The organism is Blattabacterium cuenoti (assembly GCF_014251555.1).
In the GTDB taxonomy this organism is placed as follows: Bacteria; Bacteroidota; Bacteroidia; order Flavobacteriales; family Blattabacteriaceae; genus Blattabacterium; species Blattabacterium cuenoti_P.
This window is the reverse complement of sequence record NZ_CP059190.1, coordinates 360,947-378,823: the sequence shown is the minus strand read 5'-3', so window position 1 is coordinate 378,823 and position 17,877 is coordinate 360,947. Positions and strand designations below refer to the sequence as shown.

The window sequence follows — 17,877 nt, the reverse complement described above, 5'->3', positions numbered from 1 at the left end:
AAATTATTTTTCATTAGCATATAATAAATAATTATATAGACAAATCTTTAAATGTTAATTCGGTTTTATGAATGGTATTAATTGTTGATAACTCCTCTAGAGGAGGAGCTATTTGATTTTTCTTATTTTTTTCTAAAATTTCTTTAATTTTTCTTACTTCTATTCTAAACCAAGTATTTGGATTTTTAATGTAAGAAAACCACATTCTTTTTTTGAAAACATCAATTTTCATACATTGAGCAATTCCTTTTTCTGTGTGTATTTTATTGTTAAAATCCGGAAAATCTTTTAAAGAAGTTAAATAGGCATCTAATTCATAGTTAAGACAACATTTTAACTTACTACATTGCCCAGTTAGTTTTTGAATATTTATGGAAAGTTGTTGATATCTTGCAGAATTAGTAGTAACACTTTTAAAGTTTTTTAACCAAGTAGAACAACAAAGTTCGCGACCACAAGAACCGATCCCTCCAATTTTTGCTGCTTCTTGTCTATATCCTATTTGACGCATTTCTATACGTGTGTTAAAATGTAATGCTAATTCTTTAATTAATTTTCTAAAATCTACTCTATTTTCAGCTGTATAATAAAAAGTAGCTTTTTCTCCATCTCCTTGATATTCAATATCACTGATTTTCATAGGAAGATTTAAAGTTTTTGCAATTTTTTTAGCCTTTGAAAGAGTTGAAAATTCTTTTTTTCTGAAAGATCTCCAAATGTTGATTTCTTGATATGTTGATTTTCTGTATATTTTTTTTAAAATATCTATATTTTTATTTCTTATTTGTAATTTGACCAATTCTCCAGTTAAAATTACTGTCCCTATATCATATCCTATTCCGGATTTAGATTCTACAGTAACAATGTCTCCTTTGCAAAGAGATATTTTTTCTTGATTCAGAAAAAATTCTTTTCTGTCGTTTTTAAATTGTATTTCTACAACATCATGTTTATGATATCCAAAAGGAGATTGAATGTTAGATAACCAATCTAATACATTCAGTTTTTGGCATTGTTTTTTTATAAAAATCTTTTTTTTAAAAGAATTTTCACATTTATTTTTTAAACAATTAGAACATGATTTATTCATTATCCTAATAACTTTTTTTTAATAAAAAATTAAATTATATATAAATATATGTGATCTAAAAAAATTATTATGAATAACAATGAAAAAGTAGCTGTATTTCCTGGTTCTTTTGATCCTATAACTTTGGGTCATTATGATATTATTATTAGAGCTTTAAATTTATTTGATAAAATTATTATAGCTGTTGGAAAAAATTTGGAAAAAAAAAATATGTTTTCTCTTTTGAAGAGAAAAAAATGGATTAGAAAAACTTTTTTGGATTTTTCCCAGAAACATAAAATAGAAATCGATTCATTTAACGGATTAACCATTTCTTTTTGTACAAAAAAAAAAGCTAAATTTTTATTAAGAGGAATTAGAAATCAATTTGATTTTGAATTTGAAAAAGATATATTGTTTGCTAATAAAAAATTAGACAAAACGGATCTTATTGAAACTGTTTATCTTCTTTCTTCTTATGAAAATTCTCATATTTGTTCTTATATTGTGAGAGATATTATGAAAAATGGAGGGGATTATACCATATTTGTTCCTTCTTCCGTGAGAATAGAATGAACTCATTTCATTTCACTCTAGTGTTTTTTTCAATGATATTTTGATTGTCAATCCAATCAAGGATAATTTGTTTTTTTTCCATATTAACATCTATTAGTTTCACTTTTACTTTGTCCCCTAAATGATAAACTTTTCTTTTTTTTTTTCCAACTATACTATAATTATTCGAATTTAGAATATAATAATCTTCTTTAATATCACATAATCGTACCATTCCTTCTGTTTGAAATAATAGTAGTTCAATGTAAACACTCCAATCAGTAAATCCAGTAATAATGCCATAAAACTCTTTTCCTAAAAATTTTTTGATATATTTTACTTGTATATATTTTAAAAAATCCCTTTCTGCATCTATAGCTAAACGTTCTTTATAACTGCAATGTTGGGATTGTTTTTCATAAAATTCCATTGTTTTTAGTTTCTCTGTATTTTCACTATTATGATTTAAATAATAGTGCAGTAAACGATGAGCTATGATATCTGAATATCTTCTTATAGGAGAAGTAAAATGAGTATAATAAAAAAAAGATAATCCATAATGTCCTATATTTTTGGTGGAATATTTGGCTTTACTCATAGCACGAAGAATTAAATTTTCAATCATATTTTGTTCTTGCTTCCCTTTAATTTTTTTTAATAAATAATTAATGGAATTTTTTAAATTTTTAAAATCTAAAAAGTAACCTAAAGGCTCTATAATTTCTTTTAGAAAAAAAATTTTTTGAAAATCTGGTTTATCGTGAACTCTGTAAATAAAAAGTCGATTAGAAGAATTCCCATTTAAATTTAAACTAACAAACTCTGAAATTTTTTGATTGGTCAATAACATAAATTCTTCTATTAACCGATGAGCATCATTATTTTTTTCTAAATGTAAAGAAATTGGGTTATTTTTTTCATCTAAATGAAATTTTATATCAACTTTTTCGAGATAGATAGATCCATTTTTTAATCTTTTTTTTGTTAATATTTTAGAAAACAAGAATAAGGTATGAATTTCTTCGTGAAAATCTCCTTTTTTTTTATCTATAATTTGTTGAACTTCTTCATATGTAAATCTTCTATCAGATCGTATAATTGTTTTACCAAGCCAACTTTTTAATATTTTTCCTTGACTATTCATATTAAAAATATAGGAAAAACACAATTTTTCTTCCTTAGGCTGCAAGGAACAAAGATCATTCGATAATATTTTTGGAAGCATAGGAATGACATATTCTATAAAATAAATAGATGTAGCACGTGAATATGCCTCTTTATCTAATAAGCTTCCTTCTTTTATATAATGAGAGACATCGGAGATATGAACACCTATTTCCCAAGTCTCATCATTTAACTTTCTAACTGATAGAGCATCGTCAAAATCTTTTGCATTTAAAGGATCTATAGTAAAAGTATTAATATTTCGTAGATCTCTTCTAATTTCTGTATCTGAAATTTTTCTTGAAGAAATTTTTTTAGCTTCATTTTCTAGTTCTTTGGAAAATTCATAGTGAATTCCATATTCTTCCAATAATGAAAAAATTTCAGTTTTGTATTCTCCAGATGGTCCGAATATCTTGATAATTTTTCCCAAAGGATTTTTGAGTTCTTTGGGCCATGATATGATTTGAACTAATACCTTATCATTGTGATGATATTTTTTCAATTTTTCATCATCTATTGGAATAAAGATATCTACATGAATACTATTGTTGTAGACTATAACTGACCCATATTTAGAGTTAGATTGAAGATTCATTTTTAATATTCCAATAAATTTTTTAGTTTTTCTTTTTATAATTTTTAATACCTCTCCTTCTATTTTTATTCCTTTTTTTTTATTCAATCTGATTTTCACTAAATCTCCTTCTAAAGCCCGGTTTATCTTATTTTTTGGAATAAAAATATCTTTCTGAAATTCTTCTATATTAACAAAAGCATATCCGCGGCTAGTAATATTAATGAATCCAGTAGCAAAATTATTACAATGTTTTTTTTTTATTTTTTTTTCTGATTTCATGATAATAAAACATGTCTATCTATAAATAAAGCTAAAAAATCTACAATCTACAAGATTTTATCTAAAAGAAATCGTTTTTCATTTTTATTATGAAATTTAGGTAATTTAGGTATTAGATATTATTTATTATATTTGCAATGATCCGTTTTTTTACTATATATATATCAAAATAAAAAATAACTCTAAGATGACAGGTAAACGTATATTATATGTTTCTTCAGACTTATTTCCTTTTTCTTCAGAGAACCCAATCTCTTTATCGGCTTTAAAAGCCACTAAGTTTATGCAATCAATAGGAAACGATGTACGTATATTTATGCCTCGTTTTGGAGTGATAAATGAAAGGAGACATCAATTACATGAAGTCATTCGTTTGTCAGGCATGAATTTAGTTATTAATGATATAGATCAACCATTATTGATAAAAGTTGCATCTATTCCTGATGCAAGGCTGCAAGTTTATTTCATAGATAATGAAGAATATTTTAAAAGGAAAGCTATATATGAAGATGAAAAAGGAAACTTTTTTCAAGATAATGACGAAAGAGCTTTGTTTTTCACAAAAGGTGTTTTAGAAACTGTAAAAAAATTAAATTGGAAACCTGATCTTATCCATATATATGGATGGATTAGTTCTTTTATACCTTTGTATATTAAAAATTTTTATAAAAATGATCCTGTGTATCAAAACGCAAAAATAGTTGTATCTATTTATAACAAACCTTTTAAAGGGATCCTAAATCAAGACATTATTAAAAAAATAAGATTTGATGGTATCAAATCTAAGAAATTAAAATTGTTGGAAAATCCGAATTATTTTAATTTGATCAAATTATGCATATATTTTTCGGATGCTATAATAAAAGGAGATCTTTCTTTTCCTCAAGAAATAGAAGATTATATAAAAATAAATAAATTGTTAGTATTAAAATATTATCCTGTAGAAAAGATAGAAACGGTTTATCAACAATTTTATAAAGAAACTGTTTTAGAACAAATAAATTAATTAATATTTTTCATAGATAAAACTTCTAATTTTATCAGTTAGAATGTGTGGTATAATTGGTTATTTGGGTTATAGAGAAGCTTATCCTATTCTCATTAACGGATTAAAAAAATTGGAATACCGAGGATATGACAGTTCTGGGATTGCCATATTTTATGATGATGGATATAGTTTGTGTAAAACTAAAGGAAGAGTTAGTGAACTGGAAAAAAAAATATCTTCTTACAAGATAAAAATAAGTGGAACAACTGGAATAGGTCATACGAGATGGGCTACACATGGAATTCCAGATGATTTGAATGCTCATCCTCATGTTTCTAATTCTAATGATCTGATTATGATTCATAACGGAATCATAGAAAATTATCATGCAATTAAAATCATTTTGTCAAAAAATGGTTTTAATTTTCAAAGTGAAACAGATACAGAGGTTCTTGTTAATTTGATTGAATATATTAAGAAAGAAAACAAATTATCTTTAGAAGAAGCTGTAAGAATTTCTTTAAATGAGATAGTAGGTGCTTATTCTATTGCTGTTGTGGATAAATCTCATCCAGAAACAATTATTATTGCGAAATTAGGAAGTCCTCTTGCGTTGGGTATTAATGATAAGGAATTTTTTATTGCATCTGATCCTATTCCTTTCATAGATTACACTAAAAATGCTATTTATTTAAAAGATGGAGAAATGGCTATTCTTAGAAAAGGTGAAGAATTAGATTTGAGGAAAATTGTAGATAATCATAAACTCAATCCAATTATTAAAAAACTTCAAATAAATTTGAAACAAATAGAAAAAGGAGAATATAAGTATTTTATGCTGAAAGAAATATATGAGCAGCCAAAAACAATTTTGGATACATTGCGTGGAAGATTATTAATTTCAGAAGGTATAATTTGTATTGATGGAATTGAATCTAATAAAGATATTTTTATTAATGCTAAATGTATAACTATAGTAGCATGTGGAACTTCATGGCATGCTAGTTTAATTGGGGAATATTTATTAGAAGAATTTGCTCGTATTCCAGTAGAAGTAGAGTATGCTTCCGAATTTAGGTATAGAAATCCTATTATAGAAAAAAAAGATGTAATTATTGTGATCTCTCAATCGGGAGAAACAGCCGATACTTTAGCTGCTTTAAAATTGGCAAAAACAAAAGGAGCTTTTGTTTTTGGTATTTGTAATGTAGTAGGATCATCCATAGCGAGAAATGTAGATGCAGGAGCTTATACTCATGCAGGTCCTGAAATTGGAGTGGCATCTACAAAATCTTTTACTGCACAAATCACAGTTCTTGTTTTATTGGCTTTGAAAATAGGAAAATACAGATCGGCTATAAATGATAATCGTTATCAATATTTGTGTCAGGAACTTGGATCAATTCCAGAAAAAGTAAATCATGCTTTAAAAATAGATGATTCTATAAGAGAAATTTCCAAAGTGTATCATAATGTAAATAATTTTCTTTATTTAGGTAGAGGGATTAACTTCCCAGTTGCTTTAGAGGGAGCTTTAAAACTAAAAGAAATATCCTATATTCATGCAGAAGGTTATCCTGCAGCAGAAATGAAACATGGACCTATAGCCTTGATTGATGAAAATATGCCAGTGATTATTATTGCAACAAGAAAAGGATGTTATAACAAAATAGTAGGAAATATTCAAGAGATTAAAGCTAGAAAAGGGAAAATAATAGCTATAGTTAATGAAGGAGATATTCAAGTAAATATGTTAGCTGATTACGTAATTAAAGTTCCAGAAATTTCCGAAGAACTTAGTCCGTTAGTTACTGTAATCCCTCTTCAATTGCTGGCTTATCAAATAGCTTATATCCGAGGAGAAAATGTTGATCAGCCAAGAAATTTAGCAAAATCAGTAACAGTGGAATAAACTTATCTTTTATTTCCTTTTTTTTCACTTCTGCTGCAGGATAACCTTTGAAAATAAATTGAATATTGATATATTTTCTAGACAAATTATTATCACGTATGGGCTATTTGGAACATGAGAGTGTAGATTAATCAGTTATCGAAAAATAACTATTCAATATTTTATTGTGTTCAGTTTTTTGATATATCTATCTAAAGCCATGGCCATAGAAGGTAATTCTGGAGTCGGAACTTTTATATCTATTTTTAATCCTGCTTTAGCAGCAGCATCTAAAGTATTTTTTCCGAAAGTAGCAATTTTTATACCATTCTGATCAAAATTAGGAAAATTTTCAAACAAAGATTTGATTTCTGCTGGACTAAAAAAAACTAAAATGTCATAACATATGTGTTTTAAATCAGATAAATCACTAGAAGTGGTTTTATATAATATAGCCCTTTTCCAAAAAATATTTATCTTATTCAACATATTTGGAATTTCTGGTTTTAAAATATCTGAAGAAGGCAAAAGAAATTTTTCTTTTGGATGTTTCTTTATATAAGGCAATATGTCTTGAAATGATTTATTTCCAATATAAATTTTTCTTTTTCTATAGACAATATACTTTTGCAAATAATAAGCAATTGTTTCTGTTTGACAGATATATTTCATAGAAATTGGAACTTTAAAACGCATAGATTCCGCTAATCTGAAATAATGATCTACAGATTTTTTACTTATAAAAAGTATCACGGTAAAATCAGAAAAATTGATTTTTTGTTTTCTTACATCATCAGATGATGCTCCTTTAACTTCTATAAAGGATCTAAAATCGATCTTGATATTTTTATTTTTACTGAGCTCTAAGTATGGAGTGTTTGAGCCGCCTGTGAGAGGTTGTGAAATAAGAATATTATTTATCTTCATCTCTATCTTTATCTCTTCAATAAGTTTTATTGATTTAAATTCGCAAATGTATGCAGAAAATTAATACAAAAAAAATTGTGATATAATTTCAAAAAAAAAGAAAAGGCACAGAGCGGAATCGAACCGCTATAAAAGGTTTTGCAGACCTCTGCCTTCCCACTCGGCCACAGTGCCAAAAAAAATTTTAATCATCTAAAATAACACAAACTCTATCTACGTCTCCTTGTAATGGAGGATTTTCTTTACAAACTTTTACTTTTATATGTTTGATCAAAAATTCTTTATATTCTTTTCTAATTCTTTGAATTATTCTTTGTGCTAAATGTTCTATCAATTTAGAGTTAATCTTCATTTCTTCTTTCACAATACAATACAAATGGACATAATCAATAGTTTTTGATAAATCATCATGAATGGAAGCTTGATTAAGATTTAATTCAATTTCTATGTTAGTCGTATAATGAGAACCGACATGCTCCTCTTCTGACATACATCCATGATATCCAAACAATCTAATATTTTCTAGGATTATTTTACCCATGAAAATTATTTACTACTTTATTATAATTTTCTTCTACTTTTTTCCAATTAATAATATTCCAAAAAGAAGAGATGTAGTCTAAACGACGGTTTTGATATTGCAGATAGTAAGCATGTTCCCAAACATCTAATCCTAATATTGGGATTCCTTCACAACCGATCCCAGACATTATAGGATTATCTTGATTGGCTGTAGAACAAATTGTCAATTGATTTTCTTTTATGCAACATAACCAAGCCCATCCTGAACCAAAACGATTAGATGCTGCAGTAGAAAATTGGTTTTTGAAAAGATCAAAAGAATTGAAATTTTTTCTAATAACTTCATTCAAAAATATACTTGGATCTGTATACTCTGAATGAGGAATTAATATTTTCCAAAAAAGATTATGATTATAAAAACCTCCACTATTATTGCGCACTGCCGGAGTTTCCATACAAGCTCTTCTCAGAATTTTTTCTATAGGAAGATTCATCATATCTGTTCCAGAAATAGCTTTATTCAAATTATCTGTATAAGAGGCATGATGTTTATTGTAATGGATTTCCATCGTTTTTCTATCTATGTAAGGTTCGAAATCCTTATATGAATAAGATAATTTTGGAAGTTTAAATGACATAATTTTTTTTCTTTTATTAATATGAGAAACACAAATATAATTAAAAACTTGATTTTTTATTATGTTATGTATTATTTATAACAGCTTTTATTCCAGGAAGTATTTTATTTTTCAAACTTTCTAACAAAGCCCCCCCTCCAGTAGACAAATAACTGATTTTATTATCACATCCTTCCATTTTTAATGAGGCTATAGAATCTCCACCTCCTACCAAAGAAAAGGCTCCTTTTTCAGTTGTTTTTGCAATTGCTTTTGCAATAGATCTGGTTCCTAAAGAAAAATTGGTTAATTCAAAAACTCCTACTGGTCCATTCCATAAAATGGTTTTTGATTTTTCTATAATATCACAAAAGTATTTTATAGAAAGAGGTCCTATATCCAAACCAGCCCATCCATCTGGAATAGAATCAATAGCTGAAACTTTAGTATTTGCTGTATTTTTAAATGAATCAGCAATAATAACGTCTTTTGGAAAAGATAAAATATTTTTTTTGTTTTTTTCTTGACATTTATCAAAAATCTTAAACAAGATTTTTTCAATTATTTTATTATCTTTTTCAAGAAGAGAGTTTCCTATTTTTCCCCCCTTTATTTTAATAAAAGGATAAGACATCCCTCCTCCTATTAATATATGATCTGCAAAATCAATAAGATTTTCAATTATTTCAATTTTAGAAGAAATTTTTGCTCCTCCTAATAAAACTGTAATCGGTTTTTCTCCTTTTCCTGATAAAAATTTGTTCAAAAATTGAATTTCTTTTTGCATAAGAAGTCCTATACATTTTTTTTTTCCAAAAAATTTAGGAAGAATAGTAATAGAAGTATGTAAACGATGAGAAACTCCAAAAGCATCATTTACATAAATATTTCCTAATTTTGATAATTCAAAAGCAAAATTTTCATTTTCTTCTTCTTCTTCTTTATAAAAACGAAGATTTTCCAATAATAAAATTTCACCGTTTTTTAATTCATTAATTTTTTTTTCTACATTTTTTCCTATACAATCCTCACAAAAATCTACAGTAAGTTTTAATTTTTTAGATAAAAAAGGAATTAAAAATTTTAAAGAATAAGTTTTAGAAGGTTTTCCATTAGGTCTTCCAAAATGAGAAATGAGAACTATTCTTCCTTTTTCAGAAAGAATTTTTTGAATAGTAGGAAGACTAAATTGAATACGTGTATCATCTGTTATTTGATAATATTTATCTACAGGAACATTAAAATCTACTCTTATTAATACTATTTGATTTTCGAAATCAAAATCATTAATAGTTTTTATATCCTCTATCATATATTTTATAAATGGTAAAAAAGTTCTGTTTACAAAGTTAATATTTCAATTTAAAATTTTTAAATGTATATTTATTTGCATGTTTTTTTGCAGAAAATTTTATGAAAATAGCAATAGGATCTGATCATACAGGAGTGTATTATAAATCCTTAATAAACGATCTTTTAACAAAAATAGGATACGAAATTAAAGATTTCGGATTTTCAAAATATGGAGAAAAAGTTGATTATCCTGATTTTATTCATCCTACAGCTGAATTTGTAGAAAATGGGAAGGCCGATTTTGGAATTATTATATGTGGAAGTGGAAATGGAGCAGCGATGACCGCCAATAAATATAAAAAAATTCGTGCTGCTTTGGTATGGAGAAAAGAAGTCGCTGTTTTAGCAAAAAAACATAATAATGCTAATATTATTAGTTTACCAGCACGTTTTTTAGATAAAAATGAAGTTTTGGAAATTATAAAAACATTTCTGAAAACTGATTTTGAAGGAGGAAGGCATAAAATCAGAATAAATAAAATACCATATCCTCAGTAGCTCAGTTGGTTAGAGCACCTGACTGTTAATCAGGGTGTCGCTGGTTCGAATCCAGCCTGAGGAGTTTTTCTTTTCGGGGTGTAGCTCAGATTGGTTAGAGTACACGTCTGGGGGGCGTGCGGTCGCTGGTTCAAGTCCAGTCACCCCGATTTTCATTGATAAAATTAGAGACTAATTGAATTGCTTTTTTTTTTGTTTGAAATAAATCTATGTTAAATAGAACAATGTCAAATAATTTTGCATAACTATTTTCTTTTTTTGCTTTATTTAAACGTGTATTTATTTGATTTTCTGATTGTTCAGAATTTCTCATTAAAAGTCTTTCTTTTAGGATTTTTATTGAATTAACCATAATAAATATAGATAAAGAATTATTTGGATATTGTTTTTTTAAACTTAATCCTCCTTTGATATCCACATCGAATAGAACATGTTTATTAGATTTCCAAATTTTTAAAATTTCGTCCTTTAAGGTTCCATAAAACAATTTAGGATAAACTTCTTCCCATTCTGCAAATTGACATTTTTTTATTTTAGAAATAAAAGTATTCATGGATATAAAATAATAATCTTTTCCATGTTTTTCATTATTTCGAATTGATCGTGTGGTACATGATACAGAAAATTTCAAATCTTGAAATTTTGAAAGTAAATAATGTGAAATAGTAGTTTTTCCAGATCCAGAAGGACCTGACAAAATGATCATTTTACCTTTTTTCATTATCTAATTAATTTACTAACTTTGTTTTTATAAAATGGAAAATTAAATTTTTATAGAAATTCAGTATGAGAATAAAACTAGGAATAGTAGGTGTCACAGGGTTAGTTGGACGTGTAATGGTAAATGTTTTAGAAAAAAGAAATTTTCCAGTGAAAGAATTATATCTTTCTGCTTCTGAAAAATCTGTAGGAAGAGAATTTTCTTTCAAGAAAAGAACGTATAAGGTTATTAGTTTACATGATTTATTGTTAGAAAAACCGAATATTGTTTTATTTTCAGCCGGTTCAAATATATCAAAAGAATGGGCTCCAAAATTTGCAAAAGTAGGATCAACTGTCATAGATAATTCTTCTGCGTGGAGAATGGATCCTGAAAAAAAATTAATTGTTCCTGAAATCAATGCTTCTTTTTTAGAAAAAAAAGATAATATTATTGCCAATCCTAACTGTTCTACAATACAATTGGTAATGGTTTTATTTCCATTGCACATAGAATACAAAATTCATAGAGTAGTAGTTTCTACTTACCAGTCAGTAACAGGAACAGGAAAAAAAGCTTTGGATCAATTGAATCAAGAAAAAGAAGGAAATACTATTCATAAAAAAGTATATCCGTATTCTATTTATCAAAATGTATTACCTTATTGTGATACTTTTACAGAAAATGGTTATACAATAGAGGAAATGAAACTCATCAAAGAAACAAAAAAAATAATAAACGATCAAAATATAGCTATTACAGCTACGGCTGCACGTGTTCCTGTTATAGGTGGGCACTCAGAAAGTGTAAATATTACATTTCAAAAAAAACCCAATATAGATCGTATTTATGAAATTTTATCTAAAACAAAAGGAGTAGTTGTTCAAGATAATCCACAAAAGAATATTTATCCTATGCCATTATATGCTTACGGAAAAGATGAAGTATTCGTTGGTAGAATACGAGAAGATTTTTCATTTCAAAATTCTATAAATATTTGGATAGTATCTGATAATCTTCGTAAAGGAGCCGCAACAAATGCCATTCAAATTGCAGAATATTTAATAAATAAAAAATATGTTTAGAAACTTTTTTCAATGATAATAGTGTATTCACCTAATATTTTTTCGATATTCTCATAATATAAAATGATTTTTTCTATATTTCCTCTTAATGTTTCTTGAAAGAATTTGGATATTTCTTTGCATATCACAATATTTCTTTTCAAACCGAAAAAATATTTTATATCGTTCAATGTTCGTAATAGTCTATAAGGGGATTCATATAATACAATAGTTCTATTTTCTTTAGATAGATTTTCTAATTTAATTTTTCTTTTTTTTTTGGGTAAAAAACCAATAAAAGTAAACTCATTAATAGAGAGACCTGAACTAACTAATGCTGGAATTAAAGCAGTGGAACCAGGTAAACATTCTACAGGAATAGAAGATCTTATGCAAGATTTAATCAATAAAAATCCTGGATCAGATATACCTGGTGTCCCAGCATTGGATATTAGTGCCAATTTTTTACCTTTTTTGATTTCTTTTATAAAATAAGGAATTATTTTATGTTCATTATGAATATGATATCTATTTGTTTGAGTTTTTATATTATAAAAGTCCAATAATTTTTTGGAAAATTTATAGTTTTCTACTAAAATAACGTCTACTTCTTTCAAGATTCGTAATCCTCTGAAAGTAAAATCTTCTAGATTTCCTATAGGAGTAGGAACAATATACAACATATTCAAATTTTAAATTTGAAAAAAATATGCGAAAAAAAGATATTACAAAAATAAAAATCCATAACTTTTGTTATGCACTTGTAAAATTTTTCAAAATTATAACATTTGCATCAAATTGATAAAGATTTTGAATTGAGTAATTTATTGCAATAAATTATATAAAACGCTTTTTTTTTAAAATTTCATCATCAAATAAAATAGTTAATAATTTGTATTCGTAATAAGAGTTTATGCATTAAAAGATTAATTAATGCTGATGAAATAAATAATAATGAGAGGTAAACAATACATATTTAGAAGTCGTTTAGCATCTGGAGATATCATATTTAAATATGATTTTAATGGATTTTTAAGAGAAGTTATTTTTCCTGAAAGACTTTCTTTATCACATTATGTATGGATTGGAAAATATTTACCTTATAATGAATCTATAATCAATAAAATGAGAAATTCAAGAGCTGCTTTTTCTATAGAGGAAATTCCTGCAGACTTATCTTTTGATCGTTTTTGGACAGATTATAAATATAAAGTAGGAAAGAAAAAAATGGCCGAAAATATATGGAATAGAATGTCTTTATCTGATAGAGTCAAAGCTTTATCTTATATTCCTAAGTATTTAGACCATGTTAGACGTACAGGACATGATCAAGCTTATCCAACAACTTATTTAAATCAAAGATACTTTGATAGTTAAAATTTCAAGATTAAGTTAGATCAACTTTTCTGTTTTCAATTATAATTTTAATAGCTTGTTCTAATTCTAAATTAGATGAGTTAAAAAATATTTTTTCTTCAATTGGAATAGATTTTTTTTTATGTTTAATAAAAATATTGTATTTATTTATTTTCAATAAAATTTCTTCTTCTTCAAAAAAACCTAAAGATTTAGGCAATTCAAGAATTTTTAAAGCTTCTGAAAGTGAAATCGTATTTATCTTTTGACTGTTTAATAAAGGAGAAAATTTAGGTTTATCTTTATTTTTAAATTCACCCATTTGAACAACTGGTCCATATCTGGCAATTTTAGCAAATACTTTTTTATTTGATTTAGGATCTATTCCTAGAAAACGTTCTTTATGAATAATTTTATCTACATATTCTTTAACATGTTGTATTTTTTTATAAAATTCATCATAAAAATTTTTAAGAATCTCAATCCAAGACTGTTTCCCTTGAGCTATATCATCAAAACTTTTTTCTAAATTTGCTGTAAAATCATAATTTACTATTTCTCCAAAATTTTTTTTCAAAAAATTAGTGGTCAAAACACCTATTTCTGTAGGGACAAATTTATTTTTTTCTATTTCAGTAATTTTTTCATTTTTTTCAGTTATAGAATTTTCTTTCAGAATAAAACTTTTACGTGTTTCTATTTTTTTTATAATTTTTTGTATGTTTACATAATTTCTTTTCTGAATAGTAGATATGATAGGAACATAAGTAGAAGGTCTTCCTATCCCTAGTTTTTCCAATTTCTTTACTAAAGAGGCTTCATTGTATCTGTATAGAGAAGTTGGAATAATTTGTTTTGCTATAATTTCTCTTTTTTGTAGAAAAGAGCCTTCTCTCATTTCTAAAATATTAGATTTTTCTTTTTTATCTTGATTTGTAATTTTCATAAATCCATCAATCAAAACTGTTTTTTTTGTCCAAATAAAAAAATATTCCAAATGAGGAGATTGAATATAAAAATTTTTCTTTTCAATAACAGAATCTGTCATTTGTCCCATTATAGTACGTTCCCATATAAGTTGATAAAGACGTTTTTGAAAAATATCTAGAGATTCCAAATAATTTTCATCAACATGATTGATAATAGTAGGATGGATAGATTCGTGAGCTTCTTGAGAAAATTTTTTTCTTTTGAAAAATTCTTTTATGGATAGATACTTTTCACCATATAAAGAAAGTATATAATTTTTTATTTCCAATAAAATATCTTTTGACAAACTTGTGCTATCCGTACGGATATATGTAATAAATCCTTTTTCGTATAATTTTTGCGCTAAAAACATAGTCTTTGATATAGAATAGTTTAATCTTTTACAAGCTTCTTGTTGCAAAGAAGAAGTTGTAAATGGTGGAGGAGGATTTTTTTTTTCACATTCGATAACAATTTTATTTACTAGAAAAGTACTATTGATACATGATGACATAATGCTTATCATTTCATTTTTATCTTCAATTTTCTTTTCTAATTTTGCATTGAAAACCATTTTTTGTTCGTTTGTAAAAACTCCATATATTTGATAAGTAGGTACGGAAATAAAATTCTGAATCTTTTGTTCTCGTTCGACTACAAGTTTGACGGCCGCAGATTGAACTCTACCTGCAGAAAGACCTTTTTTAACTTTTTCCCATAAAATAGGAGATAGTTGAAATCCTACCAGCCTGTCTAAAATTCGTCTTGCTTGTTGAGCATAAACTAAATTGTAATTAATCGATCTTGGTTTTTTTATAGCATGAAAAATTGCTTTCTTTGTAATTTCATGAAAAACTATTCTTCTATATCTTCTATCGGGAATATTAAATGTTTTATAAATTTGATAAGCAATAGCTTCTCCTTCACGATCTTCATCCGAAGCTAACCAAATGATTTTGTAGTTTTTTATTAATACTTTAAGATTTTGAACTATTTTTTTTTTTTAGATAAAATTACGTAATTAGGTTTGAAATTTTCTTTTATCTGAACTCCTATTTCTTTTTCTGGAAGATCTATGATATGTCCATAACTAGACACTACATGATAATTTTTTCCCAAAAATGTTTGTATAGTATGAGCTTTGGTTGGAGATTCTACAATAACTAAATTTTCTTTCATTTATTTAAGGAATTTTTACTGATTTCTTTCAATAATAAAATTAATCATTATTTTTAATGCTTCTTTAATAGCTCCTTCTGGATAATTTTCCAAAATTTTTAGTGCATCATTACGGAATTTTATCATTTTTTGAGTAGCATATTCTAATCCTCCGTATTTTTTTATGCAATTAATTATTTGATGTTTTTTTTTTTCATCATAATTTTTAATGGAATTTAATATCCATTTTTGATCTTCTTTAGAAGCTTTTCGAATAGTGTAAATAAGTGGAAGTGTTATTTTTTTTTCTCTTAAATCAATTCCTATAGGTTTTCCTGTAAAATTATTACTTTTTTCTTCATAATCAAATAAATCATCTTTTATTTGAAAAGCAATTCCAGCAAAAATTCCAAATTTTCTCATTTTTAATGCTGTTTTTTCATCTGCATTCACTGAACGTGCTCCACATTCACAAGAAGCAGCTATCAAACTTGCAGTCTTATGATAAATAATTTGATTATAAATTTTTTCGGTAATATCTAGTTTTTTAGATTTTTCCATTTGCAATAATTCTCCTTCACTCATATCTTTAACAGTTTTGCAAATTATCTTAAGAAGATCGTAATAATTGTTATCTGTTGCTAACAAAAGACTTTTAGAAAGTAAGTAATCTCCTATTAAAACAGCTGTTTTGTTTTTCCATATGGCATTAATAGAAAAAGAGCCACGACGAAGAGAACTATTATCTATAACATCATCGTGAACAAGAGTGGCTGTATGTATTAACTCTATTAAGCAAGCAGTATGATATGTTTTTTTTTGTATTTTCCCCAACATTTTAGCTATCAGGAAAACAAATATAGGACGAATTAGTTTTCCTTTTCTATGAATGAGATAATGAGTTATTTTATCTATGAGAGTAATATTGCTTTTGATTACATTGACAAATTGTTTTTCAAATTCTTTTATTTCTTTTTTTATAGGAATTTTTACTTTTTCTAGAATTATTTTCATAATTTCATAATGAATCTTATGATTTAATTTATAAAATTAACATAGCATCTCCATAAGAATAAAATCTGTATTTTTCTTGAATTGCTATTTGATATGCTTTCATAATTAAATCAAAACCTGCAAAAGCGGCTGCCATCATGAGTAATGTTGATTTTGGCATGTGAAAATTTGTAATCATAGAATTAGCTATGCTAAAATTATAAGGAGGAAAAATGAATTTATTAGTCCATCCAGAAAAAGGATTTAAATTTTTATTAGAAGATACAGAGCTTTCTATAGCTCGCATAGAAGAGGTCCCTATAGCACAAACTCGTTTTTTTTTTTGTATTGTATGATTTATAACATTACATGTATCTTCGTTTATAAAACATTTCTCAGAATCCATTTTGTGTTTTGATATGTCTTCTACTTCTACAGGTAAAAAACTTCCCAATCCTAAATGTAAAGTTATTTCTACCAAATTTATTCCTTTTATTTCTAATTTTTTTAATAAATGTTTAGAAAAATGTAATCCTGCTGTTGGTGCTGCAACAGATCCTTCTTTTTTTGCATATACAGTTTGATAACGCTCTTCATCATTTTTTTCTGGTTGTCTATTAATATATTTTGGAAGAGGCGTTTTTCCTAATTCTTTTATTTTTTTTATAAGTTCTTTATGAGTTCCGTTAAAATGAAGTTGTAAAATTCTTCCTCTGGAAGTTGTATTATCTATAACTTCTCCTGTTAATCCATACCCAAAATTTAATTTATTTCCTACTCTTACTTTTCTTGCAGGATCAACTAAAACATCCCAAGTTCTATCTTTTGAATCTAATTCTCTAAGTAAGAAAACTTCTATTTTTGCTTCTGTTTTTTCTTTATTTCCAAATAATCTTGCAGGAAAAACTTTGGTATTATTAAGAATAAAAGTGTCTCCTTCGTCAAAATATTGATATAAATCTTTAAATGATTTATGTTCTATTTTTTTGTTTTTTCTATGGATTACCATTAATTTGGATTCATCTCTTTCTTGAGAAGGAAATTTGGCAAGAAGATTCAAAGGGGATTCAAAATCAAAGTCTGAAGTTCTCATACTAACTATAAGGTTATAGGTTATAAAGTTTAGGATTTATTATGCTTTTTTGTATAAAAATAGATTATTTTTTTCCCAAAAATATATATATTTTTTTTTTT

Annotated in this window: 18 protein-coding genes and 3 tRNA genes; 8 read left to right on the top strand and 13 right to left on the bottom strand. The window is 26.2% G+C overall.

Annotation, left to right across the window (positions count from 1 at the left end; all coding sequences use genetic code 11):
• Positions 1–31: 31 nt before the first annotated feature.
• Positions 32–1,090, bottom strand: coding sequence for a PSP1 domain-containing protein (locus H0H68_RS01795; RefSeq protein WP_185853115.1), 1,059 nt, complete (start codon positions 1,088–1,090; stop codon positions 32–34).
• A 69-nt stretch (positions 1,091–1,159) separates the two neighbouring features.
• Between H0H68_RS01795 and coaD the strand changes: the two genes are divergently transcribed.
• Positions 1,160–1,645 carry a pantetheine-phosphate adenylyltransferase gene (coaD, locus tag H0H68_RS01790; protein WP_185853114.1) on the top strand — a complete coding sequence of 162 codons (486 nt, stop codon included), beginning with the start codon at positions 1,160–1,162 and terminating at the stop codon, positions 1,643–1,645.
• Positions 1,646–1,652: 7 nt separating this feature from the next.
• Here coaD and rnr read toward each other — a convergent pair whose 3' ends face one another.
• Complete coding sequence (rnr, locus tag H0H68_RS01785; protein WP_185853113.1) at positions 1,653–3,647, bottom strand: ribonuclease R; 1,995 nt, start codon at positions 3,645–3,647, stop codon at positions 1,653–1,655.
• 187 nt (positions 3,648–3,834) lie between these two features.
• Here rnr and H0H68_RS01780 point away from each other — a divergent pair, with 187 nt between their 5' ends.
• Positions 3,835–4,653: a glycogen/starch synthase gene (locus H0H68_RS01780; RefSeq protein ID WP_185853112.1), complete on the top strand. Its 819-nt coding sequence runs from the start codon at positions 3,835–3,837 to the stop codon at positions 4,651–4,653.
• A gap of 43 nt (positions 4,654–4,696) precedes the next feature.
• Complete coding sequence (glmS, locus tag H0H68_RS01775) at positions 4,697–6,547, top strand: glutamine--fructose-6-phosphate transaminase (isomerizing) (protein WP_185853111.1); 1,851 nt, start codon at positions 4,697–4,699, stop codon at positions 6,545–6,547.
• Between the two features lie 153 nt (positions 6,548–6,700).
• On the opposite strand, the gene H0H68_RS01770 is transcribed toward glmS, so the two are convergent.
• The 5 genes from H0H68_RS01770 to H0H68_RS01750 all read right to left on the bottom strand — a co-directional run bounded on the left by H0H68_RS01770 (position 6,701) and on the right by H0H68_RS01750 (position 9,904).
• A complete protein-coding gene (locus H0H68_RS01770; protein ID WP_185853110.1) occupies positions 6,701–7,453 on the bottom strand; it encodes a uroporphyrinogen-III synthase in 753 nt (250 codons plus the stop codon).
• 103 nt (positions 7,454–7,556) lie between these two features.
• Positions 7,557–7,627: transfer RNA gene (locus tag H0H68_RS01765), tRNA-Cys, on the bottom strand.
• 10 nt (positions 7,628–7,637) lie between these two features.
• Positions 7,638–7,994: a dihydroneopterin aldolase gene (gene folB, locus H0H68_RS01760; RefSeq protein ID WP_185853109.1), complete on the bottom strand. Its 357-nt coding sequence runs from the start codon at positions 7,992–7,994 to the stop codon at positions 7,638–7,640.
• A complete protein-coding gene (locus tag H0H68_RS01755) occupies positions 7,987–8,613 on the bottom strand; it encodes a superoxide dismutase (RefSeq protein WP_185853108.1) in 627 nt (208 codons plus the stop codon). Before H0H68_RS01755 ends, folB begins: the two co-directional genes overlap by 8 nt.
• A gap of 64 nt (positions 8,614–8,677) precedes the next feature.
• Positions 8,678–9,904, bottom strand: coding sequence for a phosphoglycerate kinase (locus H0H68_RS01750; RefSeq protein ID WP_185853107.1), 1,227 nt, complete (start codon positions 9,902–9,904; stop codon positions 8,678–8,680).
• A gap of 101 nt (positions 9,905–10,005) precedes the next feature.
• Here H0H68_RS01750 and H0H68_RS01745 point away from each other — a divergent pair, with 101 nt between their 5' ends.
• The 3 genes from H0H68_RS01745 (at position 10,006) to H0H68_RS01735 (ending at position 10,592) form a co-directional block, all read left to right on the top strand.
• Positions 10,006–10,443 (top strand): RpiB/LacA/LacB family sugar-phosphate isomerase, encoded by a 438-nt coding sequence (locus H0H68_RS01745; protein ID WP_185853106.1) that lies wholly within the window; start codon positions 10,006–10,008, stop codon positions 10,441–10,443.
• Positions 10,434–10,507 (top strand) — tRNA-Asn (locus tag H0H68_RS01740). The genes H0H68_RS01745 and H0H68_RS01740 overlap by 10 nt, the downstream gene beginning before the upstream one ends.
• Before the next feature lie 10 nt (positions 10,508–10,517).
• Positions 10,518–10,592 (top strand) — tRNA-Pro (locus tag H0H68_RS01735).
• On the opposite strand, the gene gmk is transcribed toward H0H68_RS01735, so the two are convergent.
• Positions 10,574–11,164: a guanylate kinase gene (gene gmk, locus H0H68_RS01730; protein WP_185853105.1), complete on the bottom strand. Its 591-nt coding sequence runs from the start codon at positions 11,162–11,164 to the stop codon at positions 10,574–10,576. The two genes, H0H68_RS01735 and gmk, sit on opposite strands and share 19 nt — an antisense overlap.
• Before the next feature lie 71 nt (positions 11,165–11,235).
• On the opposite strand from gmk, the gene H0H68_RS01725 reads away from it, so the two are divergent.
• Positions 11,236–12,228 carry an aspartate-semialdehyde dehydrogenase gene (locus H0H68_RS01725; protein WP_185853630.1) on the top strand — a complete coding sequence of 331 codons (993 nt, stop codon included), beginning with the start codon at positions 11,236–11,238 and terminating at the stop codon, positions 12,226–12,228.
• On the opposite strand, the gene rsmI is transcribed toward H0H68_RS01725, so the two are convergent.
• Complete coding sequence (gene rsmI / locus H0H68_RS01720) at positions 12,225–12,890, bottom strand: 16S rRNA (cytidine(1402)-2'-O)-methyltransferase (protein ID WP_185853104.1); 666 nt, start codon at positions 12,888–12,890, stop codon at positions 12,225–12,227. The genes H0H68_RS01725 and rsmI overlap by 4 nt on opposite strands.
• 271 nt (positions 12,891–13,161) lie before the next feature.
• Between rsmI and H0H68_RS01715 the strand changes: the two genes are divergently transcribed.
• The gene (locus H0H68_RS01715) at positions 13,162–13,584 is read left to right on the top strand and encodes a hypothetical protein (RefSeq protein ID WP_185853103.1); all 423 of its coding nucleotides are present in this window, start codon (positions 13,162–13,164) and stop codon (positions 13,582–13,584) included.
• 10 nt (positions 13,585–13,594) lie between these two features.
• On the opposite strand, the gene H0H68_RS03220 is transcribed toward H0H68_RS01715, so the two are convergent.
• The 4 genes from H0H68_RS03220 to queA are packed head-to-tail and all read right to left on the bottom strand — an operon-like array spanning position 13,595 to position 17,776.
• On the bottom strand, positions 13,595–15,484 hold the full coding sequence (locus tag H0H68_RS03220; protein ID WP_394366747.1) for a DNA topoisomerase: 1,890 nt from the start codon (positions 15,482–15,484) through the stop codon (positions 13,595–13,597).
• 38 nt (positions 15,485–15,522) lie between these two features.
• Positions 15,523–15,711, bottom strand: a complete 189-nt coding sequence (locus tag H0H68_RS03215; protein WP_394366737.1) for a toprim domain-containing protein — start codon at positions 15,709–15,711, stop codon at positions 15,523–15,525.
• A gap of 15 nt (positions 15,712–15,726) precedes the next feature.
• Positions 15,727–16,704: a polyprenyl synthetase family protein gene (locus H0H68_RS01705; RefSeq protein ID WP_185853102.1), complete on the bottom strand. Its 978-nt coding sequence runs from the start codon at positions 16,702–16,704 to the stop codon at positions 15,727–15,729.
• A gap of 28 nt (positions 16,705–16,732) precedes the next feature.
• Positions 16,733–17,776, bottom strand: a complete 1,044-nt coding sequence (gene queA / locus H0H68_RS01700) for a tRNA preQ1(34) S-adenosylmethionine ribosyltransferase-isomerase QueA (RefSeq protein ID WP_185853101.1) — start codon at positions 17,774–17,776, stop codon at positions 16,733–16,735.
• Between the last annotated feature and the right edge of the window lie 101 nt (positions 17,777–17,877).